At 73.9% G+C, this 21784-nt stretch carries 18 protein-coding genes and 2 pseudogenes; 8 read left to right on the top strand and 12 right to left on the bottom strand.

All coding sequences use genetic code 11. The annotated features are described in order from the left end of the window. Positions 1 to 98: 98 nt before the first annotated feature. On the bottom strand, positions 99 to 446 hold the full coding sequence (locus ACFY04_RS28455; protein ID WP_389121150.1) for a hypothetical protein: 348 nt from the start codon (positions 444 to 446) through the stop codon (positions 99 to 101). On the opposite strand from ACFY04_RS28455, the pseudogene ACFY04_RS28450 reads away from it, so the two are divergent. After that, positions 414 to 839: pseudogene (locus ACFY04_RS28450) on the top strand (amidase family protein); the annotation flags it as partial. The gene ACFY04_RS28455 and the pseudogene ACFY04_RS28450 overlap by 33 nt on opposite strands. Positions 840 to 923: 84 nt before the next feature. On the opposite strand, the gene ACFY04_RS28445 reads toward ACFY04_RS28450, so the two are convergent. From ACFY04_RS28445 to ACFY04_RS28425, 5 genes and pseudogenes are all read right to left on the bottom strand, one after another. After that, positions 924 to 1982, bottom strand: a complete 1059-nt coding sequence (locus ACFY04_RS28445; protein WP_389120913.1) for a tetratricopeptide repeat protein — start codon at positions 1980 to 1982, stop codon at positions 924 to 926. Then, positions 1979 to 3339 (bottom strand): annotated as a pseudogene (locus tag ACFY04_RS28440) (AAA family ATPase). The gene ACFY04_RS28445 and the pseudogene ACFY04_RS28440 overlap by 4 nt, the downstream one beginning before the upstream one ends. 47 nt (positions 3340 to 3386) lie before the next feature. After that, on the bottom strand, positions 3387 to 4634 hold the full coding sequence (locus tag ACFY04_RS28435; protein ID WP_389121140.1) for a glycosyltransferase: 1248 nt from the start codon (positions 4632 to 4634) through the stop codon (positions 3387 to 3389). Positions 4635 to 4803: 169 nt separating this feature from the next. Further along, the gene (locus ACFY04_RS28430) at positions 4804 to 5025 is read right to left on the bottom strand and encodes a hypothetical protein (protein ID WP_389120911.1); all 222 of its coding nucleotides are present in this window, start codon (positions 5023 to 5025) and stop codon (positions 4804 to 4806) included. Positions 5026 to 5100: 75 nt separating this feature from the next. After that, positions 5101 to 6105, bottom strand: coding sequence for a GNAT family N-acetyltransferase (locus ACFY04_RS28425; protein WP_389120909.1), 1005 nt, complete (start codon positions 6103 to 6105; stop codon positions 5101 to 5103). A gap of 128 nt (positions 6106 to 6233) precedes the next feature. Between ACFY04_RS28425 and ACFY04_RS28420 the strand changes: the two genes are divergently transcribed. The 3 genes from ACFY04_RS28420 (at position 6234) to ACFY04_RS28410 (ending at position 9600) form a co-directional block, all read left to right on the top strand. Next, on the top strand, positions 6234 to 6932 hold the full coding sequence (locus ACFY04_RS28420; RefSeq protein ID WP_389120906.1) for an AAA family ATPase: 699 nt from the start codon (positions 6234 to 6236) through the stop codon (positions 6930 to 6932). A 98-nt stretch (positions 6933 to 7030) separates the two neighbouring features. After that, a complete protein-coding gene (locus ACFY04_RS28415) occupies positions 7031 to 8941 on the top strand; it encodes a LuxR C-terminal-related transcriptional regulator (protein WP_389121138.1) in 1911 nt (636 codons plus the stop codon). A 308-nt stretch (positions 8942 to 9249) separates the two neighbouring features. Then, entirely contained in the window at positions 9250 to 9600 is a 351-nt protein-coding gene (locus tag ACFY04_RS28410; protein WP_389120904.1) for a hypothetical protein, read from the top strand. Between the two features lie 35 nt (positions 9601 to 9635). On the opposite strand, the gene ACFY04_RS28405 is transcribed toward ACFY04_RS28410, so the two are convergent. Continuing rightward, positions 9636 to 10781, bottom strand: a complete 1146-nt coding sequence (locus tag ACFY04_RS28405) for an epoxide hydrolase family protein (protein ID WP_389120902.1) — start codon at positions 10779 to 10781, stop codon at positions 9636 to 9638. 63 nt (positions 10782 to 10844) lie between these two features. On the opposite strand from ACFY04_RS28405, the gene ACFY04_RS28400 reads away from it, so the two are divergent. Both ACFY04_RS28400 and ACFY04_RS28395 read left to right on the top strand, forming a co-directional pair. Further along, complete coding sequence (locus tag ACFY04_RS28400) at positions 10845 to 11813, top strand: helix-turn-helix transcriptional regulator (RefSeq protein WP_389120899.1); 969 nt, start codon at positions 10845 to 10847, stop codon at positions 11811 to 11813. A 282-nt stretch (positions 11814 to 12095) separates the two neighbouring features. Then, positions 12096 to 13085, top strand: coding sequence for a phospholipase (locus tag ACFY04_RS28395; protein WP_389120896.1), 990 nt, complete (start codon positions 12096 to 12098; stop codon positions 13083 to 13085). 190 nt (positions 13086 to 13275) lie between these two features. Here the strand turns inward: ACFY04_RS28395 and ACFY04_RS28390 are convergent, their stop codons facing one another. The 4 genes from ACFY04_RS28390 to ACFY04_RS28375 form a co-directional block, all read right to left on the bottom strand. Beyond that, on the bottom strand, positions 13276 to 14403 hold the full coding sequence (locus tag ACFY04_RS28390; RefSeq protein ID WP_389120893.1) for a PP2C family protein-serine/threonine phosphatase: 1128 nt from the start codon (positions 14401 to 14403) through the stop codon (positions 13276 to 13278). Between the two features lie 499 nt (positions 14404 to 14902). Then, positions 14903 to 15568, bottom strand: a complete 666-nt coding sequence (locus ACFY04_RS28385) for a CE1759 family FMN reductase (RefSeq protein WP_389120890.1) — start codon at positions 15566 to 15568, stop codon at positions 14903 to 14905. Next, a complete protein-coding gene (locus ACFY04_RS28380) occupies positions 15565 to 16665 on the bottom strand; it encodes an LLM class flavin-dependent oxidoreductase (protein WP_389120888.1) in 1101 nt (366 codons plus the stop codon). The genes ACFY04_RS28385 and ACFY04_RS28380 overlap by 4 nt, the downstream gene beginning before the upstream one ends. Before the next feature lie 204 nt (positions 16666 to 16869). Continuing rightward, positions 16870 to 18474 (bottom strand): phospholipase, encoded by a 1605-nt coding sequence (locus ACFY04_RS28375; protein WP_389120886.1) that lies wholly within the window; start codon positions 18472 to 18474, stop codon positions 16870 to 16872. Positions 18475 to 18893: 419 nt separating this feature from the next. Between ACFY04_RS28375 and ACFY04_RS28370 the strand changes: the two genes are divergently transcribed. After that, positions 18894 to 19652: a dienelactone hydrolase family protein gene (locus ACFY04_RS28370; protein WP_389120883.1), complete on the top strand. Its 759-nt coding sequence runs from the start codon at positions 18894 to 18896 to the stop codon at positions 19650 to 19652. Positions 19653 to 19780: 128 nt separating this feature from the next. Further along, complete coding sequence (locus tag ACFY04_RS28365; RefSeq protein ID WP_389120881.1) at positions 19781 to 20284, top strand: hypothetical protein; 504 nt, start codon at positions 19781 to 19783, stop codon at positions 20282 to 20284. A gap of 189 nt (positions 20285 to 20473) precedes the next feature. Here ACFY04_RS28365 and ACFY04_RS28360 read toward each other — a convergent pair whose 3' ends face one another. Beyond that, positions 20474 to 21595 carry a glycosyltransferase gene (locus ACFY04_RS28360; RefSeq protein WP_389120879.1) on the bottom strand — a complete coding sequence of 374 codons (1122 nt, stop codon included), beginning with the start codon at positions 21593 to 21595 and terminating at the stop codon, positions 20474 to 20476. Positions 21596 to 21784 lie beyond the last annotated feature (189 nt).

Here is a 21784-nt window from a genome sequence, read left to right as displayed (position 1 = left end):
CGATCCTGCGGCCATCCGGCCTCCGGGACAAGGCCTGTGGAAAACCGGCCGGGAACCCGGCGCCCGTGGGGAACGGGGCCGGCCGTCAGGGGCGGACCTCAGGCGCTCGGCCGCCCGGCCCGTTGCGCCGCGGCGAGGCCGTGCGGCTCATTCCTCCCGCGGCGCCGTGCCCCGGTCCAGGACTGCCGAGACGCGGCCACGAGTCTGTCCCCCGCGCGGTCGACGCTGTCGTTCTGTGCGCTGACCTGGGCGCCTTCCAGGAGGAAGGTGATCTCTGCGGAGGCGTCGTCGGGCTCTTGCGCGCCGGCCCGTTCGCACATGGCCGTGAGGCGGCGCCGCTGGGCGGCCTTGTGGTTCGCGATGAGCCGGCGGGCCGGATGGCCGGGGTCGGGCAGGCCGGTGACGGAGTTGACGGACTCGAGGTGAGCGGCGCGGAGTTCGTGCACGCCCTCGGCGTACGCAACCGGGTCGCCCGCGCGGTCGGCGCCCGCTTCGGGTCCCAGGACCTGCTGCTGACGCCCACCCTCCCCGAGGTGCCGGTGCCCCTGGGCACCTACGGCCGGGGCGCGGAGCACGCGGACGGGCTGGGCTGGCTGGGCTGGCTGGAGCACCTGTTCCACCGCTCGCCGTTCACCGCCGCCTTCAACGTCGCCGGCACGCCCGCGATGTCGGTGCCGCTCGCGTCCGACCCGGCCACCGGCCTGCCGATAGGTGTCCAGTTCGCCGCGGGCTACGGACGCGAGGACGTGCTGTTCCGGCTCGCCGCGCAGCTGGAGAAGGCTGCTCCCTGGGTGCAGCGCAGGCCTGCCGTGTGGGCGGGCGCGGCCCGCCCCGCCTGATCCCCCGCGGCCGGGAACGCGCCCGCCTGGCGCTGTCGGGTGCCGATCCGGTCCAGGCGTCGGCCTGTTGCAGGGCCCGGCTCGTCAGACCTTGTCCCGGTCGTGGGTGATGCTGAGCAGGTTCGGTACGAGTGCCAGCCAGAACAGGACCTGAGGGACGGTGCGCTCGCTCCACGGAAGGGCCACGAGCAGCAGTGCGCACAGGGTGGCCCAGGTGGCCTGGCCGAGCACGACCCTGGGCCAGGATGAGCGGCGCACGAGCGCGAACACGGTGAGCTGTGCCCCGGTCCGCAGCCGCCGGTAGCGGCGCCAGGCGCCGAAGCCCCACACCACGGCCATCAGGGTGAGCGCCCACAGCCGGGTGCCGAGATGGACGGGCAGCTCCTTCGCCTCGCCCCCGGTGGGGAAGACGTCGACGGTGACGGCGGCCATGACCAGACAGAGCAGGGCGAGCCATCGGGTGCCGCGCAGCATCCGGTAGACGGCCCTGTCGAGGTCCTTGCGGAGCGCGTCGGAGTGCGGTGCGGCCGCGAGCCCACCCGCGTACAGTTCGGCGGCCCGGGCGGCGGAGGTGCCGGCCTTGGCGGCCTCGCGCTCGGTGGACACGGTGACGGCGAGGGTGTGCGTGGGGTCGACGCGGAGGATCTGCCGGATGGCCTCGTCGGCCAGCTCTGTCCGCTCGTGGAACGTGGCGACCTTGTGCATGGTCGCCCACGTGTAGGTCTCCTCCGGTCCCTCCCGCACCGCGACCTCGGCGTGCTCGAGCGCCTCCTCCGGGCGGTCCGGGGCCAGTTCCAACAGCAGCTCGGCGAGCTGCCGTCGGGGGCCCCAGGCGTACGGATCGATGCGGATCGCCAAGCGCTGCGCCGCCTCGGCCTCCTCGAGCCGGCCCAGGCGGCGCAGGGCGGTGCCGCGGACGAAGTGCGCGTCGAGGAAGCCCGGTTCGAGCCGCAGGGACTCCAGTGCGGCGGCGAAGGCCTCGGAGTGCCGGCCCAGGGTCAGCTGGCACTGGCCGAGCAGGCTCCACGCCTGGTGGTCGTCGGGGTCCTCGGCGAGGCGGCGGCCGACCGCTTCGCGCGCCTCCTCCGGGCGCATCATCTCGTAGAGCATCCGGGCCCGTTCGACCTGTGGGTGTGTCGTCACAGCTTGCGCTTCTTCTTCAGGTAGGTGACCAGGTCGTCGTAGATGCCGCCGTCGTTGGCGAACATGGCGACGTTGCGGGCGGAGGCGAACCAGGATTCGCTGGACGGCTTGATCTGCTTGGCCGCGTTCAGGATGTCCTTGGTGCCGATCAGGCGGACGGTGCCGGAGCGGGCGGAGTCCAGGAGCGCGTACTCGGCCGCGCTCTCGCAGAGATGGGCGAGATCGGCGCCCGAGAAGTCCTCGGTGGCCTTGACGATCTTGCCGAGATCGACGGACTCGATGGGGCGCTCGCGCAGGTGGTAGCGGAGGATCGCCTCCCGGGCCGGGGCGTCGGGCGGCAGCACGAGCAGGGTGCGGTCCAGGCGGCCGGGGCGGCGCAGGGCGAGGTCCACGTCCCAGGGGACGTTGGTCGCGGCGAGCACGAAGACGCCTTCGTTCTGTGCGGCGTTGATGCCGTCGAGCTCGGTGAGGAGCTGGTTGACGACGTTGCGCAGACCGCTGTGGTGCATGCGCGAGCGCTTGGCGCCGAGCGCGTCCAGCTCGTCGAGGAAGACCACGCAGGGCGCCTGGCGGCGGGCGGCCTCGAAGATGTCGTGGACGTTCTTCTCCGAGGTGCCGATGTACATGTCGAGGATGTCGGAGAGCGAGACCGAGATGAAGCCGGCACCGAGTTCGCCGGCGACGGCCCGCGCGATGAACGTCTTGCCGCAGCCGGGCGGGCCGTAGAGGAGCAGGCCGCCGCGGAGCGACTTGCCGTACAGCTTGCGGAGTTCGGGATTGCGCATCGGGGCGAGGAAGGCGGCTTCGAGCCGGTCCTTGACCTGCTGCATGCCGCCGACGTCGGCGAGGCGTACGTCGCCGGGGGCGTCGACGTCCCAGGCGGACGCATCGGCCGGGTCGCCGCTGCCGTCCGCGGTCAGGGGGCCTCGGTGGCACCGCCCGCGTCGGCGGGATCGGTGGGGTCGGCGGCGAAGCGGGGGCCGACGACGCCGGCGACTTCATGCTCGGCGGCGGCCCAGTCGAAGGCGGGGGGCTGGGTACCGTCCGTGGCGGGTGAGGGGGCGGCGGACGCGGCGGCCTGGGGCGGGGTAGTGGTGGGCGGGGGCGGCGTTGCGGTGGCCGCGGGCGGGGGCGGGGGCGTGCCGACGGTGGGCAGTTGCATGGCGCGGACCATCAGGTCCCGTACGGCTTCGTCGCCCGGCGCGTGCTGCAGCGCGACCGCGGCTTGCGTGACGGCCTCGTCGTGCCTCCCCTCCGCGAGGAGCAGTTCGGTGAAGTGCAGCCGCAGGGGCACGTCTTCGGGAGCGGCGGCGACAGCGGCCCGCAGGCTACGGATGAGGGGTGACTCGTCGGACATGGGGTCAGCCTAGAAAGCGGCCCGCGGCTCTCGTTCACCGGGTGCGGTCAAGATCGGCCAAGGGGCCGCCGCCCGGCCACCGGCCGGGCAGCCCCCTCAGCAAGGTCTTCATGGGTCTTCCAGAGGGTGTCGAGGAGCAGCCTGGCGGCCACCGTCGCGCCGTCCGTGCGGACGAGGCCGGCCACGGTCTTCGCGCGGGCCCGGGTGCTGGGGTCCAGGGCGGTTGCGAGTGCGGCCGACAGGGACTCCAGGGCCGGCTCGGGTCCGTCGTGCGCCGCGCCGATGCCCAGGGCGGCCACGCGGCCGGCCCAGTACGGCTGGTCCGCCATCTGCGGTATCACCACCTGCGGCGTCCCGGCCCGGGCGGCCGTGGCCGTGGTGCCCGCGCCGCCGTGGTGCACGACGGCGGCGACCCGCGGGAACAGGGCGTGGTGGTCGGCCTCGCCGACGCAGAAGCAGTCGTCCTGGTCGTCGGTCGGGGCCAGTCCGGCCCAGCCGCCGGACAGCAGGACGCGGCGGCCCTGCGCGCGGACGGCCCCGACGGCCGCCCGCGCGACGTCCTGCGCGTCGCGTACGGGCATGCTGCCGAAGCCCACGGACACCGGCGGCGGGCCGGCGTCGAGGAAGGCCTCCAGGCCGGCCGGGAGCGGGGGTCCGCCCGGCCGGAACCATGCGCCGGTCTGCACGACGTCGAGGCCGGGGTGCTCCTGCCAGGGGCCCAGGGCCGGGTCCGCCGCCAGCCACGGCCGGCCGGTCAGGACGTAGTCGCGGAAACGGTCCACGGGCGGCAGGCCGACCGTCGCCCGGTGGGCGTTGAGGCCGGTGCCGAACAGCACGTTCTGGTTCGCGGCGTCCAGGTCCCACAGGGCCCGGGTCTCGCTCACCTCCGGCGGGAAGGGGCGCCCCGGCAGGGCGGACGGCGGGTGGTGCGGGGACGGCAGGCAGCTCGGGAAGTACGCGACGAACACGTAGGGGACGCCCAGCTTCTCGGCGACCGACCGCGCACCGGCCGCGGCCGGGAACAGCCCGGTCGCCACCACCGCGTCGCAGCCCCCGGCCGCGGCCGCGGTGACCGCCTCGTACGTCGTGGCGGTCATCGCGGCCGCCCGCTCCGCCAGCCCCTCCGGGGGCCGCGGCGCCGTCCCGGTCACCGCCCCCTTGACCATCTCGCGCACCGGCCGGCCGATCGGTGTCAGCGCGACACCGGCCGCCTCGGCCGGCCCGGCGAAGTCGGGCGGCGCGCACATCCGCACCTCGGCGCCCGACTCCCCCAACTGCCCGGCGAGCCCGAGCATCGGCTCGATGTCCCCGCGCGACCCGTACGCCACCAGCAGCACACGAATGCGGCAATTCCCTTTCCTGTTCTGTGGATTCCGGTCACGGCCGGCGATCACAGGGCTGCCCGTCCGGCGAACCGGACGACGGCCCCGTCGGGGCCGGCCGGTGACGGTGAGGCGGAGACGTTCACGACAGCCCCCTGGAGAAGTGGGTGACGGTGAGGCCGGGGTCGAGGGTCCGGGCGGTGGTCCGGGCGCCTTTCGTGGGGGTGCCGGGGCGGTCGAACAGGGGGATGCCGGACCCGATGACGACGGGGCGGCGCCTGATGACCGGTTCGGTGACGAGGGTGTCGAACCGCTGGGCGGCCCGGTCGAGGGTGGCGGTGATGGAACGGGTCAGCTTGCGCAAGCGGTTCTCGCTTCTTCGATGCGTATGCGGATGCGGATACGGATTCAGGTACGGATGCGGGTACGGGTACGGGGGTCAGGGCGCGGGCACGTCGAGCTGGAACTGGTGTGTGCGCCGGTAGGAGCGGAAACCCAGTCGGTGGTTGACGGCCAGCATGTGGACGTTGTCCTCGGCGTTGTCCGTCTCGATCTCGGTGACGCCGGGGTGCTCGGCGCGCAGCCGGCGCACCATGGCGGCCTTGACCCACAGGCCCAGCCCGTGGCCGCGGTGGGCGGGGACGACCGCCGTGTCGTACTGCTGGGCCCGTGCCGGTGTCCCCCGGGGGAGCAGGATCTCGGTGTAGCCGGCCATGGTGCCGTCGTCGTGGACGGCGGCGGTGGTCAGCAGGGTGTCCCCGCGGTCGGCGATCACCTGGGCCATGGCGCGGACGCGGTCGCCGTCCCACGCGACGCTGCCGTAGTCCAGGTCTCCCACGGGCATGTCGTTCATCGCGTTCTTGGCCTCGGCTAAGGCGTCGGCGAGGCGGTCGGGGACCGTGCCGGTCCAGCCGGTCAGCCGGTAGCCGGGGGGTTCGGTGTCGGCGGCCTGGAGGAGGTGGGCGGCCGCGCCGGTGGGGTCGAGGCGCATGAGGAGGTGGTCCAGGGTCATCGCCCGGCGAAATCCCCATCGTTCGCAGAAGGCTTCGCCGGGGCTGCCGGCCGCCGTTTGGGTGATCAGGGCGCGCCGGCTCTCGGTGCGGCATGCCGCGACGGCCGCGGACAGCAGGCGGGAGCCGGCTCCCAGGCGCCGGTGTGCGGGGGTGACGTGGAGTTCGAGTTCGGCCAGGTGGTCCTGGCCCGGGGAGGTGAACAGCCGCAGGCCTGCGACGGCGACCGCGGTGCCGTCCGCCGCGGTGGCCAGCCAGGTCAGCCGGTGGCTGTCGAGGGCGGGTTTGGTGAGCTGGGCGTGGATGTGTCCGGGTCCTGGGGGCGGTACGCCGGGTACGTCGTGGGCCATCGAGGCGGCAACGACCTGGTGCCAGGCGGCGGCGTCGGTGACCGAGGGGCGGTGGAGCGGGAGGAGGTGGATGTGCTCGGACACGGTGGTGGCTCCCGTGATCGGTGGGTTCTGACTCCACGAAAGTTATGGGGGGCTGACGGTCCGGCACATCGGTCGGCACGACTTAACGCGTTGACCGGTAACGCGGCGGCGTTAGGTAGGTTGACCCCATGCTTTACGGGCGGGGGACCGAGCAGGACCAGATACACCGGATGCTGGTGCGTGCCGGTGACGGTGCGAGCGGTGCGCTGGTGATCCACGGTGAGGCCGGGATAGGCAAGACGGCGCTGCTGGAGTACGCGAGCGGGGTGGCGGGTCCCGGGCGGGTGCTGCGGACGGTGGGCATCGAGTCGGAGATGGAGCTGGCCTTCGGCGGTCTGCACCAGCTCCTGTGGCCCGTCGCCGGTCATCTGGACCGGCTGCCGCGGCCGCAGGCCGCCGTACTGAGCGCGGCGCTGGGGGTGTCCGGTGAGGCGGTGCGCGACCGGTTCGGCCTGGGGACGGCGGTGCTGGCGATCCTGTCGCAGGCCGCGGCCGGCGGTCCTCTCCTGTGCCTGGTCGACGACTCCCAGTGGCTGGACCGGGCGTCGCTGGACGCTCTGGTGTTCGCGGCCCGGCGGCTTCACGCCGAGGGTGTGGTGATGCTGTTCGCCGTCCGGGACGGTGTGCCCGGGGGCAGATCAACGGCTTGCCGCAGCTGTTGCTGCAGGGGCTCGACTCCGCGGCCGTCGATGCCCTGCTCACCGGCCGGGTGGTCGCCCTGTCGCCCTACGCGCGGGAGCAGATCGTCGAGCAGGCGCAGGGCAACCCGCTGGCCCTGCTGGAACTGCCCGCGGCGCTCACCGCCGAACAGCGGGGCGGCCAGCTGAACCCGGTCGCTCTTCCGGCCGGGCTGTCCTCGCCCTCCAGCCGGATCCAGGAGGCCTTCCAGGAGCAGATCCGCGCCCTGCCCGCGGCCACCCGGGCGATGCTGCTGGTGGCCGCGGCCGACGATTCCGGTGACCTCGACCTCGTGCTGCGGGCATCGGCCCGCTTCGGTGCCACGCTGGAGGACCTGGAGCCGGCCGAGGACGCCACGCTCGTGCTGCTGAGCGAGCACGCCCTGTCCTTCCGCCATCCCCTCATCCGGTCGGCCACCTATCAGGGCGCCGCCCTGACCCGGCGGCTGGCGGCGCACCGGGCGCTGGCCGACGCGCTGCAGGGGGATCCGGGCGCCGGCCAGCGCGCCGACCGCAGGGCCTGGCACCTGGCGGCCGCCACGACCGGGGCCGATGAAGAGGTCGCCGCCGAGATGGTGGGTGTCGCCGAGCGGGCGGGAGGCCGGCAGGGGACGGCCTCGGCCTCCGCCGCGTACGAACGGGCGGCGCAGCTGACCCCGGACTCCGCCGGACGCGCCCAGCTGCTGGCCGCCGCGGCCATCACCTCGGCCGAGGCCGGGCAGTTCGAGCGCACCGCGGCGCTCACCGACCGCATCAACGCGCTCGCCCTGGACCCTCGGATGCTCGCCGACCTCGCCCGTGTCCGGGCCATCGCCGAGCTCGACCGCGGATCACCGGGGCAGGCCGCGCGGATCCTCCTCGAGTGCGCGGACCGGATCGGGCGGTGCGCCGATCTGGCCCCGGTGCTGACCGAGGCGGTCCAGACGGCGCAGTCCTCGGGAGACGGGCAGCTGATGGCCGACGTCGCGGCCCGGCTGCCCGACTCGCCGCAGTACGCGCTGGCGAGAGCGATGACCGGCCCCCTCGGCGCCGCCGGGGACACGGTGGGGCTCTCGCAGGCCGGGGAGGGGGAGGACGGATTCGCCGAGCGGATCCTGGCCGGGGTGTACGGGCAGCTGTTCGCCGATCACCGCAGCGCTCTCGACACCGCTGCCGCGTGCGTGCGTGACTGCCGGACCCAGGACGTGGTGGGCTGGCTCCACACCTCGCTGCACCTGCTCGCCGAGGCCCAGCTGTCGCTGGGGCTCTACGAGGAGGCCCTCGCCGCCGCCACGGAGGGGCTCGCCGGCGCCGGGCAGTTCGGCCGCCGCCACCGGGAGACGTACCTGCGCGCGACCCTGGCGACGCTGGCCGCTGTCCGGGGCGAACCGGAGCGGTGTGCCGGCCTGAGCGGGGCGGCTCTGGAGTACGCCGATGCGCACGGCATCGGGCTGGCCGCCGCCCACGCGCACCGGGCTCTGGGCCTGCTCGGCCTCGGCGCCGGCGACGCCGGGGGCGCGCTCGCCTGTCTGGAGGCGGCGCGGGCCCGGGTGGGGCATCCCGCTCTGGCGGCTTTCCTCCTTCCGGATCTGGTCGAGGCCGCGGTCCGGGCCGGGCAGCAGGAGCGCGCGGCGGAGCCCGTGGCGCTCCTGACGCGGTGGGCCGGGGCCGCGCGGCAGCCCGCGGCGCTGGCCCTCGCGCGTCGCTGCCGGGCGCTGACCGGTCCGGACGGCGAGGCCGAGAGTCACTTCACGGCCGCCCTGCACCTGCACGGCACGGGCACGGTCCAGCCGTTCGAACGGGCCCGCACCGAGCTGCTGTACGGGGAATGGCTGCGCCGCGAACGGCGCCGGACCGATGCCCGCGGCCACCTCCGCAGCGCCCTGGAGGCGTTCGACGGGCTCGGTGCCCGGCCCTGGGCGTCGCGGGCCCGCACCGAACTCCAGGCCTGTGGGGGGAGCGTGGACCCCGCGGACGAGTCAGACGAGCTGCTCGGCCGGCTCAGCCCGCAGGAACGGGAAGTCGTACGGCTCGCCGCGACGGGCGCCACCAACCGTCAGATCGCCACCCAGCTGTTCCTGAGCCCCCGCACGGTCGGCCACCACCTCTACCGGGCGTTCCCCAAGCTCGGCATCACCACCCGCAACGACCTCCCGCTGGTCCTGGGCCGCGACCGGTGAGGCGGCGGGTGCGGGGTACGGCGGTCACCGGGCGGTACGGGGGTCACCGGGCGGTGCGGCGGGCGCCGGGCGGTACGGCGGTCACCGGGCGGTGCGGCGGGCGCCGGCCGGGTGCGCGGTCCGTCCCCCGAGGCGACGGAGGAGCTCCGGGAGATACGGAGGGAACGGGATGGATCTGATTCTGGCACCGCCGGCCGCGGCCGGGCCCGTGCGCCTGGGAAGCACGTACGAGGAGGCCCTGGCGGCGGTCCGGCCGTGGGGCGAGCCCCCGGGTGACAGGCCCGGCCTCGCGGCGGGCGCGCCGGCTCATGGCCGATGCCGGCGGGGTCGGCTGCACGGTCCTCTTCGATGCGCAGGACCGGGTGAGCGCCGTGGAGCTGTGGTGGCCCGGCGAGGGCGGGCGGAGCACCACGCGGGTCCTGCTGGAGGGGCACGACGTCTTCACGAGTCCCGCCGGCAGCGTCCTGGCGGGGCTGCGCGGGCGCGGGTGGACCGTGGACACCGCGGACCCGGAGAACGTCGTGGTGCCGGGTGTCTCGCTGGGCTTCACCCGCCGGACCTCCCAGGACGTCCCGCGTGACGGGCAGGGCCTGCCCGTCTCCTTCACCTCGGTCCTCGTCGCGGGCCGGGACTACTACGGCTTCCGCTGCGCGCGGTAGGCGGCCCGGGCGTTCCCGGGCCGCCTGCCGGGGTGTCAGCCGCCGAGGGCGGTGAAGAAGGTGCGGACGTCGGCGACGAACGCGTCGGGCTGCTCCAGGGCGAGGAAGTTGCCTCCGCGCTCCAGTTCGCTCCAGTGGGTGATGTGGTGGTCCCGCTCGGCGAACCGGCGGATGGCGACGTCGGTGTCCAGGACGACGGCCACGCCGGTGGGGACGGTGCCGCGCTCCTTCGGGGCCCAGGCGCCGGCGTCGTGGCCCGCCTCGTAGTAGAGGTTCGCCGAGGAGCCGGCCGTACCGCTGAACCAGTAGACGCTGATGTTGGCCAGCAGGCGGTCGCGGCCCACGGCGTCCTCGGGGAGCTCGGCGGCGGGGTCCGTCCATTCCTTGAACTTCTCGGCGATCCAGGCGAGCTGGCCGACCGGCGAGTCGTGCAGCCCGTAGGCGAGGGTCTGCGGGCGGGTGGACTGGATGGCGTTGAAGCCCATCTTGTCCTGCTGGAAGTTCTCCAGCCGGGCGAGCCGCTCCTGCTCGGGCCCGGTCAGCCCGTCGAGTTCGGCCGGGTCTCCGGAGGGGAAGGTGATCAGACCGTTGACGTGGATGCCGATGACCCGGTCAGGTGCCCGGCGCCCCATCTCGGTGGCGATCCAGGCGCCGCCGCCCGTCCCCTGGACGCCGTAGGCGCTGTGGCCGAGCCGGTCCATCAGCTCGACGAAGGCGCCCGCGATGCGCCCGGTGGTCCAGCCGGTCTCGGCGAGCGGGCCGGAGAAGCCCGTGCCGGGTGTGGAGGTCACGATGACGTGGAAGTCCTGCGCCAGGGGCCGGATGACGTCGACGAACTGCACGAACGAGCAGGGCCAGTCATGCACCAGGAGCAGCGGGACGGCGGCCGGGTTCTGCGAGCGGACGTGCAGGAAGTGGATGTTCTGGCCGTCGATCTCGGTGGTGAACTGGGGGAACTCGTTGAGTTCCGCCTCCGCCTTGCGCCAGTCGAAGCCGTCGGCCCAGTACGCGGCCAGGGCCTTGAGGTAGTCGGACGGCACCCCCCGGCTCCAGCCGGTGCCGGGGATCTCGCTGCCCCAGCGGGTGCGCGCCAGCCGGTCGCGCAGGTCGTCGAGCTCGTCCTGCGCGATGTCGATGCGGTACGGGCGGATCCGGGCGTCGGTGTTGCTGCTGGTCTCCATGGGTAAGACACTATTCTCGATATAGGCACGTTGCCTTCCTAATAACACCTCAGGATGGGCTTCATGCTGGACACTTCCGCGCGGCTGCTGCGCCTGCTCTCCCTGTTGCACACGGCGCGGTCCTGGCCGGGATCCGAACTGGCCGAGCGGCTGGGGGTGAGCGGGCGTACCGTCCGCAACGACATCGAGCGGCTGCGCGAGCTCGGCTATCCCGTGGACGCCACGCGCGGGGCCACCGGCGGCTACCGGCTGGGCGCCGGTGCGGTGATGCCCCCGCTGCTCCTCGACGACGAGGAGGCGGTCGCGGTGACGATCGCCCTGCACACCGCCGCGCAGGGCACCGTCCCCGGTACGGAGGAGACTTCGCTGCAGGCGCTGGCCAAGCTCGAGCAGGTGCTGCCCGCGCGTCTGCGCAGGCGGGTGCGGACGCTCCAGGCGTACACGGTGGCCGTGCCGGCCGGCCGTCCGGCCCCGGCGGTCTCCGCGGAGGTGCTGACCGTCCTGGTGTCCGCGTGCCGTGACCGGGAGCGGCTGCGTTTCGACTATCTGGACCACGCCGGATCGTCCACCCGCCGCATCGTGGAGCCGCATCGGGCGGTGAACTGGGGGCGGCGCTGGTACCTGGTGGCATGGGACGTCGAGCGTGAGGACTGGCGTACCTTCCGGGCCGACCGGATCCGGCCCCGTACCCCGGCCGGGCCGCGCTTCACCCCGCGGGAACCTCCGGGCGAGGACATGGCGGCGTACGTCTCGGGGCGGGTGTCGAGCGCCGCGTGGCGGTACCGGGCGCGGGTGACGGTCCGTGCCCCGGCGGCGGTGGTGATCGAGCGGATCAGTCCTGCGGTCGGCACGGTCGAGGCGGTCGACGCCGGCAGCTGCGTCCTGGTCACCGGTGCCGACACGGTGCAGACCCTCGCCGTCCACCTGGGCATGCTCGACTGCGACTTCGAGGTCACCGAGCCCGAGGAACTGGTCGCCCACCTGCGCCTGCTCGTGGATCGCTACGCCCGCTCGACACCGCCGGGCCGCTGAGGAGCCGAGGGGCCGAGGGCTGAGGGGCTGAGGCGGGGGTCCGGTACTCCCCCGGCGTGCCGCCGGGGGGCGCCGGCCGGACGTCCGCTCACGGGGGGCGATCCGATCCGGCCCCGATCCGGCCGTGCCGGGATCTCCGTTCCCCCTTCCCCCCGGGTCGTTTTCCGGTCATTCGGAGGCCACCCCCGGCCAACTTCCATGCATCGTGCATGTATTGCGTGCCAGCATGTGGCCGGTGAGATCAATCGTCCGCTTCGGAAACCGATATGACGGAGTGTCATTTTGACCACTTACCTCAGGCAGGGTGCCGGCCCGCGGATGTTCCTGGCGCTGATCGCGGCCCTGTGCGCCGTCGTCGCCGGCACCGCGCTCGGCACGGCCCCGGCGGCAGCGGCCGACCAGCGTCACCCGGTCTACGCCATCGCGCACCGCGTCGACACCCTGGACGGTGTGGACGCCGCGCTCAGGCACGGCGCCAACAGCATCGAGATAGACGTCTGCGCGTGGTGGAACCCGAACGAATGGCGGGCCTATCACGACTGTTCCTCGGCCGGTGACAACCGGCTGGGCCCCAGCTTCGACAGCATGATCGACCGCATTCTTTCCCACGCCGGCTCGGGACGCCGGCTGGCGCTGGTCTGGCTGGACATCAAGGACCCGAACTACTGCGGGGAGCGGGAGAACCGCGGGTGCAGCGTCGCCGGGCTGCGCGACAAGGCGCAGCGGCTGACGGCTGCCGGGATCCAGGTGCTCTACGGGTTCTACGAGTACCACGGCGGCAGCACCCCGGACGTCGGGGGCCGGGGCTGGAAGAGCCTGGAGGGCAGGCTCGGCGCTCTGGAGGGCGTCACGACGACCGGAACCCGCGACCGGGTCCGGGGCGCGTTCGACCGGTCCGGTTCCGGATTCCCGGCCGGCCGCCGGGTGATGGACTACGGGGACAGCGACATCACCAAGGGGTTCGGCAACTGCACGGAACCCACGTACTACACGTGCGCGGAACTGAGGAAGGGCGCCGCGGACCGTGACGCCGGGCAGCTCGCGGCCACGCTGTCCTGGACGACCACCTACAACGATCCCTGGTACGTGGACAAGCTGCTGGGCGACGGGCGGGTGGACGGCATCATCGCCGGCTACGGGGCGTTCACCGGAGTGCGCGAGTACGACGACAGCTGGCAGTGCGCCAACTCCGTCGGCCTCATCCGTGACTGGGTGAACCGGCACGGCGCCACCCATCGCATGGCCGCGCCCGGTGACCGTCTGTTCCGGTAGGGCGCGGCCGCCGGCGCCGGCCGTCGTGCGCCCGTGCCGCGGCCGGGACCGGAACGGGCGTGACGTACTCCTGCCGGGGTCGTTGAACGGGTAGGTCAGCGAAGTGCACGAAGGCCCCGGGGGTCGATGCCGGGGCCTTCGTGGTGTCCGCCGCCCGTCCGTCACGTACTGCCGCGGGGCACGCGGCGTGTCAGGTGTGGCCGTGCGGGGCGATCGCGAGCATCGCGACGTCGTCGTGGAGGTGGGGGGTGTGGCGGGGGAGGTCGGTGTTGAGGAAGTCGACGACGTCGGCGGGGCCGGGGGCCGGGCGGCCTTCGAAGCGGTGGCGGAGCCGTTCCACGAGCGGGTAGAAGTCGCCGCCGGTGTCGCGGGCCTCCACCAGCCCGTCCGTGACCAGCAGCAGTACGTCGCCCCGGGTGAACCGGTGGCTGCACGGCACCGGCCGGTCCGCCGCGGCCAGGTGGCCCAGCCCGAGCGGCAGCGCCGGCGGGCCTTCCAGGGTGCGGACCTCGCCGCGGGAGATCAGTACCGGCTCCACGTGTCCGTGGTTGGTCACCGTCACCCGGTGCGCCAGGCTGTCGTACTCGATGAGCACGGCGGTCGCGAACAGTTCGGGGTCCCGGATCTCCTCGGCCTCGCGGACCAGCCCCCGTTCCAGCCGGGCTGCGATGGCCGGCAGGTCCTGCGCCTCGTAGTCGGCCTCGCGGAAGGTGCCCGGGACCGCCGCGACCGTACGGACCGCCGGGAGCCCTTTGCCGCGTACGTCGCCGATGATGGCGCGCTCTCCGGTCCGGGTGGTGCGGATGTCGAAGAGGTCGCCGCCCACCATGGTCCCGGCCTCGCTCGGCCGGTACAGGCCGGCCGCGAGCACGTTCCCGACCTGGTGCGGCACCGGGCGCAGCAGGGCCCGCATCAGGGCCTCGGCGACGGAGTTGGCGTGGACGAGGTGGCGTTCCTGGCTGCGGCGGTGCGCGGCGAGGGCGGTCGCGAGGATGCCGACGACGGCGGTGGCGATGTCGGCGGTGACGTGGTGGGTTTCGCCCAGGTGGTGGGAGACCGCGGCGAGGAAGCCTTCCAGGAGGATCGCGAGGACGGTGAGCGCGGCCACGACGGCCGGGCCGTAGGCGTATGCGGCGATGGCGGGCAGGGCGACGAGGAAGAGGCTCACCGCCCATTCCTCTTGCTGGGCGGCTTCCAGGAGGAGGACGAAGGCGACGTAGACGAACGGCAGCCACCGCGTCCACGCCGGCGGTGCGGCCGGCCGGAAGCCGTCGTCGGTGTCGGCGGTGAGGGACGTGTCCGGGCGGGTGCGTCTCACCGCCGGCCCCCGGGCGCCGTGCGGAGGGCCGCGCACCCACGGGACCTGTGCACACGGGCCTCCTGACCTGAGCGTGATCGACTGTCACAGCGTGAGGAGGAAGTCGGGTCGAAGCGTCGATTACGCCGGACGCGGCATGTTGCCCGGTGGCCTGCGGCGAAGCGTGCGGGGGGGTGTTCGTGCCTGGGGTCCGCCGCCCGGGGGCTTCGGGATGTCCCGGGCGGGCACCGGCCAGGGGCGGGCGGGCCTGGTGTCGTGCCCGGCAGACCTGGCGGGTACCAGGAAGCTGCCGGGCCGCCGGGCCCGGGTGCTGCGGGCCGGGCGGACCGGGCGGGCCGAACCTGGCCGGCCCGGGGTGCGGGGCGCAGGCCGGGCTGTGGATCGGCGGCTGCCGCACCTGGCTGGAGGTGGTGCTCGGCGGGCGCCTGGTCAGCCGCTGCCCCCTCGGGCCGGCCCCCGGTTCCCCGCCGGGCGGGGACGGCGGGCGGACGCCGTGGGGCTACTCGGCCCGCAGTGCGGCGAGGCGCTGTTCGAACGGCACCGTCCGGAAGCCGTTCGCCGGATCCGTCGATGTGATCGCCCCGGTCGGCGAACGGGGTGCGATCGCGGCGGCGGTGTCGGTGCCGGGGGCGGGAGCGGTGTCGGTGCCGGGGGCGGCGGGGCTCATGGAGCGCGCCAGTTCCGTGCCCGCGCGGGTGATCCGCCGGGCCAGGCCCTGCTCGCCCCAGTCCTGGGAGGCCGCGTACACGGCGGTGGGCAGGACCTGTGCGCGCAGGTAGGTGAACAGGGGGCGCAGGGCGTGTTCGGTGACCAGGCTGTGCCGGGCCGTGCCGCCGGTCGCGCCGAGGAGGACCGGTGTGCCGGTGAGGGCGTCCTTGTCGATGAGGTCGAAGAACGACTTGAACAGGCCGCTGTAGGAGGCCGCGAAGACCGGTGTCACGGCGATCAGGCCGTCCGCGGCGGCCACCGTGTCGAGTGCGGCGGCCAGCCGGGCGGGCGGGAACCCGGTGACGAGGTGCTGGGCGATCTCTGTCGCCAGTTCCCGCACTTCTATGACCTGGGGTTCGGCGTCCAGGTGGCCGAGTGCCGCGGCCGTGAGCCGGTCGGCGAGCAGGCGCGTGGAGGAGGGCGAGCTCAGCCCTGCCGATACGACGGCGAGTTTCATGCCTGCGTCTCCTGTTCCGGGGCCGGGCGGGCGGCCGCCACGCGGGCCGGGTGGGTGGGCGCGTCCGGTACGCCGGCGGGGCGCAGGTTCGCGAACTCCTTGCGCAGGACGGGCACGACCTCCTCGCCGAGCAGGTCGAGCTGTTCCAGGACCGTCTTCAGGGGCAGGCCCGCGTGGTCCATCAGGAACAGCTGGCGCTGGTAGTCGCCTGCGTAGTCGCGGAAGGACAGGGTGCGTTCGATGACCTGCTGCGGTGAGCCGACGGTCAGCGGTGTCTGGGAGGTGAACTCCTCCAGGGACGGGCCGTGGCCGTAGACGGGCGCGTTGTCGAAGTAGGGGCGGAACTCGCGGACCGCGTCCTGGGAGTTCTTGCGCATGAAGACCTGGCCGCCGAGTCCGACGATGGCCTGTTCGGGGGTGCCGTGCCCGTAGTGGGCGTAGCGCTGCCGGTAGAGGCTGACCATCTGCCCGGTGTGGGAGGCGGGCCAGAAGATGTTGTTGTGGAAGAAGCCGTCGCCGTAGTAGGCGGCCTGCTCGGCGATCTCCGGGGAGCGGATGGAGCCGTGCCATACGAAGGGTGCGACGCCGTCCAGGGGGCGCGGGGTGGAGGTGAAGGACTGCAGGGGGGTGCGGAACTTGCCCTTCCAGGTGACGGTGTCCTCGTCCCACAGGCGGCGCAGCAGGGCGTAGTTCTCGATGGCGAGGTCGATGCCGTCGCGGATGTCCTTGCCGAACCAGGGGTAGACCGGTCCGGTGTTGCCGCGGCCCGTCATGACGTCGACGCGGCCGTCCGCGACGTGCTGGAGCATCGCGAAGTCCTCGGCGATCTTCACCGGGTCGTTGGTGGTGATCAGCGTCGTCGAGGTGGACAGGATCAGGTTCTCGGTGCGTGCGGCGATGTAGCCGAGCAGCGTCGTCGGCGAGGAGGGGACGAACGGCGGGTTGTGGTGCTCGCCGGTGGCGAAGACGTCGAGGCCGACTTCCTCGGCCTTCTGTGCGATGGCGAGCATCGCCTTGATGCGTTCGTGCTCGCCGGGCACGCGTCCGGTCGTCGGGTCGGCCGTGACGTCACCGACGGTGAAGATCCCGAACTGCATGGCTCTCCATCCCCTTCCAAGATTGTTGACTGTTCAACCATACCCGGAACGGGGGGTGCGGCCGGGATATTCCCGGCGGGCACGGGGCCGCCCCCGCCGCGCCCGGCCGTACGGGCCGGGGCGCTGCGGGGGCGGGGAGCCGGGGCCCGGGTTGCCGGGCGCCGGGGGGGGGCCTGGGGGCCTGGGGGCTGGGGCCTGGGGGTGTCAGCCCTGGCAGAGGCCGCGGGCGTAGTCGTACGTCGCGGTGGCCTGGGAGTAGCGCCACTGCGGGTCCAGCAGGTCACCCTTGAGCTGTCCGGCCGCGGCCGGGCTCTCGACGATGTACCCGAAGTCCTGGAGCCAGGACGGGTACAGGTTCTTGGAGCCGATGTAGAAGGCCGATCCGTCGACCGAGACCAGCTTGTGGTGCTGGGCGTAGGGCTTGCCGTCCGCCCAGGTGGGCCGGTCGGACGCGCGGAACGTGGCCAGCTGGAGGTTCTCGCACATCGCCGTGCGCGCCCGGCCGCCGTCACCGGTCAGGGCCGCCAGGCGGCCGCGCAGGGCGTCGCTCACCTCGGAGAGCGACTTGATCTGCGAGTAGCCGCCGCTGCCGATCGTGCCGCGGTTGGCCGGGTCGCTGACGACGATGCGGACCTTCACGCCGGAGGCGAGCTTCGCGGCGAGGGCGTCGTAGAGGCGTATGTCGTAGCGGGGCAGCGGCGGGCAGGTGGCGTGCACGTCCTGCTGGGAGATCTCGATGTGCGAGGTCGCGCTGGAGACCAGGGCGCGCAGGGCGCTCTCCTCCGGGTTGACGGTGTCGTAGTCCCGGTCGGCGTTGGTGTTGTCGTGCACCCCGATGCCGCACTTGGTGTCGCCGGCCGTGGGCAGGACCGGGCGGAAGGAGGAGGCGGGGTCGCTCTGGCGGATGCCCACGCCGAGGCCGCCGACGGCGAGCGCGGGCACGTCCCCGCCGCCCGCCGGGGCGGCCGGGCGGGGCAGGGAGGGCATGCAGTTCGCGCCGGGCGAGGCGGCGAACCAGACCGAGGCCCAGTTGCTCCTGTTGCGGCAGGTCCAGTCCCACAGGGAGTCCAGGTAGCGGCCCGCGGAGCCCGCGGCGGGTCCGGTCAGCGCGAGGTCGACGTCGGCGACCGGGTGCGAGGTCTCCAGGTAGTCGTCCTTCCAGCTGTTGATGCCGCCGGTGATCACCGAAGTGCCGTCCACGACGACCAGCTTGGAGTGGTTCCAGGAGAACGCGGTCTTGGAGGTGGTCATCGAGGCCACGTTGAGGGTGATGCTGCCCGCGGCGGCCGGGCCCAGCCGGGCGAGCAGCTCGTCGCGGTAGGACGAGGGGATCACCGTGGAGTGGTAGATGGGCGCGGCGCCCACCATGATGCGCACCTTGAGCCGGCTGCCCTTCTGGGCGGCTTCCTTCAGGCCCGCGACGATCGCCTCCTGGTAGCCGCCGTTGGGGAAGGGCGCCAGCGTCGATATGTCCACCGTTTCCCGGGCGCCGGCGATGTCCTGGCGCATCTTGTCCAGGAGACGGCGCGATCCGGGCCGGTCGGCGCACGTGGCGTCGCCCCAGCAGCCGGGGGTCTGGAGCAGCCAGTCGGCGCCCCCGGGGACGGAGGAGCCGAGCCGGTTGCCGGCGGTGCGCTCCCACACCGAGCCCTCCAGGCCCGGCGAGACCTGGCGCAGGGCCTGCTCGACCGAGTCCAGGTGCGGTGTGGGTGCGTCAGCGGCGGACGCGGGGGCGGCGCCGAGGAGGGAGAGGCCGAGTGCGAGGGCCGTGGTGGAGACGAGGGCCGCCGCAGCGACGGTGCGTGCCAATGTGGTTCCTTGACTGGGGGTGGGGGTGGCTCCGGCCGGGAGCGTGGTCGGCCACACCCCCGACCTTGATCAACTCGCGTAAGTTACCAGCACGTAGCCCTCTGTTCACCCGCCCCAGGCGAGTTCCGGCCACCCCGGGCCGGACCGCCCGCCGCCCGGAGCCGGGAGCCCCGACCGGGCCCGGGATCAGGGGTGTTGGCCGGATCCCGGCCTGACCGGCAGGACACCCACTAGGGTGGCGGCGATGACTCCCGGGACGGCCTTGCGCCACACACGGATCGGTGACCCGGTGCTCCGCTGAGCGCCGTACGGGCCGGTGTGGGCCCCCAGTTCGAGCGAGGAGCCCGCGCCGCCGCGCGAGCTCCGCCTCCGTCGTGTTCGGCCACAGGCTCTGCACACCGACCACGACTGGAGAATCCATGCCCATCACGACCCTGTCGATCCCCACCGCGGACGGCCCGGCCGACGCTTTCGCCGCCTTCCCCGACCACGGCGAACGGCAACGGCACCCGGGGGTGCTGATGTACGCGGACGGCTTCGGCATCCGGCCCGTGCTGCGGGAGATGGCCCTCGAACTCGCCGGGCACGGGTACTACGTACTCGTCCCCAACCTCTTCTACCGGCACGGCCCGGCACCGGTGATCGACCTTCCCGGGCACATCGGGGAAGAGGACCGGCCCGCGGTCTTCGCCCGGCTGATGCCCCTGATCGAGGCGCACACCACCGAACGCGTCCTGAGCGACGCCGACGCCTACCTGAGGTTCCTCACCACCCGGCCCGAGGTCGGCGCCGGCCCGGTCGCGGTGACCGGCTACTGCATCGGCGGACTCCTGGCGATGCGCACCGCCGCGGCGCACCCCGGCCTGGTGGCCGCCGCCGCCTCGTTCCACGGACCCGTGGGCGCCGACGGGCCCGACGGCCTGCGCCGTCTCCTGTCCGGGCTGACCGCCCAGGTCCACCTCGGCCACGCCGAATCCGACATGACGCCCGAGGCCCTCGGCGAGCTCGGCCGGGCCCTGGACGCCGCGGGGGTCGGCCACACCTCCGAGATCTACCCCGGCACCGTCCACGGCTTCACCATGTCCGACACCGACGCCTTCGACCCCGCCGCGCTGCAGCGCCACTGGGACCGCCTGCTGCCCCTCCTCGGCCGCACCCTGACCGGCGGCCGAGGCTGAGGCCCCGGCCCCGGCCCCGGCCCCGGCCCCGGCCCCGGCCCCGGCTACGGCTACGGCTACGGCTACGGCTACGGCTACGGCTACGGCTCGCTGCGGGGGTTGTCCGAGCTGTCTCATAGCCTGTGCCCATGACCACTGCTGAGCCGGAAGCCGTCGCGGAAGAGGCACCCGGGCGATACCTGCCGGTCATCGACGGGATGATCACACAGCCCTTCCCGGCGGCGGACTTCGACGACGCCACCGGCTACGGCGGCCCGGCCTGTCGCGTCCGTGTGCTGCGCGCGAGCCGGGACTTCTGGGACGACGAGTACCACAGGGCCCTGCACCAGGCCGACGCGGAGATGAGCGCCGTCCTCGGCGCTCTGGCCGCGGCCCTCACGGTGCGCTGGGGCGATCCCCTCACCGTCGGCCTGTGGTCGCACCCGGAGGCCGGCTTCGACGGGCAGAGGGCCCCGGAGCTGATCGAGCGCCTCTCCCAGAGCGCCTGCAGCATGCAGGTGTGGCCCGTCCCGGACAGCGGCCGCTGGATCGGCCTCACCGTCGGGCAGCACGACACGGAACTCCCGCTCGAACTCATGGCCGTGGTCGGCCGCACCCCCCTGCCCGCCCCGGGCGCAGCCGGCGGAGGCTGAGCGCGGATCCGCCGTACGAGGCCCACCGCGGGGTCCGGGCAGGGCCCGCCGCGGGGGTCCGGGCAGGGCCCGCCGCGGGGGTCCGGGCAGGGCCCGCCGCGGGGGTCCGGGCAGGGCCCGCCGCGGGGGTCCGTCCGGCCGTCCGGCCGGGCCTGGCGGCCGTACGGATCCGGTGTGTGATCCTCAGGCTCAGGCTGCGGCCAGGGCCTCCAGCGCGGGGACCGTTTCGGCCGGGGTCGGCAGGGCCGCGTTCTCCGCCCGGAGGCGGTCGGCGGCCTCGCGCAGGGCCGGGTCGGCGGTGAGGCGGGCCAGGAGCGGGGCGTCGACGTCGTCGGAGGCGGAGCGCAGGGCGGCGCCGGTGGCGGTGAGGGCGGCGGCGTTGGCGAAGTGGTCGGCGCCCTGGGGAAGCAGGAGCTGGGGCAGGCCGGCCTGCAGGGCGGTGAGCAGGGTGCCGGAGCCGCCGTGGTGGATCAGTGCGTCGCAGGTGGTCAGCAGCTCGGCGAGCGGGATCCAGGGCAGCGGGCGGACGTTGTCCGGGAGGGTGCCGAGCGGGCCGAGGTCGGCGTCGCCGACGGCGAGCAGGAACTCGGCGTCCACCGACGCGGCGGCCTCGATCAGGCGGACGATGGCGCGGACGCCGTCCAGCTCGGTGAGCACGGTGCCCAGGGTGATGGCGACGCGCGGGCGGCCGGCGCGCCGGAGCAGTGCGGCGGGGACGGTGCCGCCGCCGTTGTAGGGGAGGTAGCGCACGCGCAGGCCGCCCGGGTCGCCGCCGAGCGAGGCGGGGACGATGTTCAGCGCGGTGGGCTCGGCCGGGCCGTCCACCCCGTATGCCGCGTACGCCTCGGTGAAGTTGGCGGCGAGCCGGGCGACCATGTCCAGGCCGGAGGTGACGCCGAAGTTGTGGACCACCGACGGGATCCCCAGTTTGGCCGCGACCAGCGGGGCCGAGGCCTGGAAGGAGTCGTGGACCAGCAGGTCGGGGCGCCAGCTGCCGGCGGCCTCCAGCAGACCGTCCACGGTGGAGCGGGAGACGAGCGCGAAGCCGTGGGCCGCCCTGTCGAGGATCTGGTCCGTGGTCATGTCCGGGGCGACGTAGCGCACTTCCTGGTCCGTGGACTGCTCGAAGACGTCCCGGATGCTGCGGCCGTCGCCGATCTCGACGATCGGGAAGCCGGTCTCGCGGAGCTGGCCGAGGGGCTGCGAGCCCGCGAACAGCACCTCGTGGCCGGCGGCGCGCAGGGCCTGAGCGGTCGGGATCATCGGGAAGAGGTGGCCGGCTGCGGCCGGTCCGGTGAAGAGTATGCGCACGGTTTCTCCTTGCCATCGGTCTGCCGGTCGGGGCGGGTCGTGCGGGCCCGGCCCGGTTCCCTCCGGTGAACCGGCGCGCACGCACGTTGCGTTCCCTCCGGAGGATCGATATCCGGACGTTCTTGGACGCGCCTGTCCGGGAAGGGTGCGATGTGCTGCCGGGCGGCGGGCGGGGCGGGGGCGGGCCGG

It is taken from the genome of Streptomyces sp. NPDC001549, assembly GCF_042894025.1.
Classification (GTDB): Bacteria; Actinomycetota; Actinomycetes; order Streptomycetales; family Streptomycetaceae; genus Streptomyces; species Streptomyces kutzneri.
The sequence above is the reverse complement of the archived record's forward strand: the minus strand, read 5'-3'. Positions and strand labels throughout refer to the sequence as shown.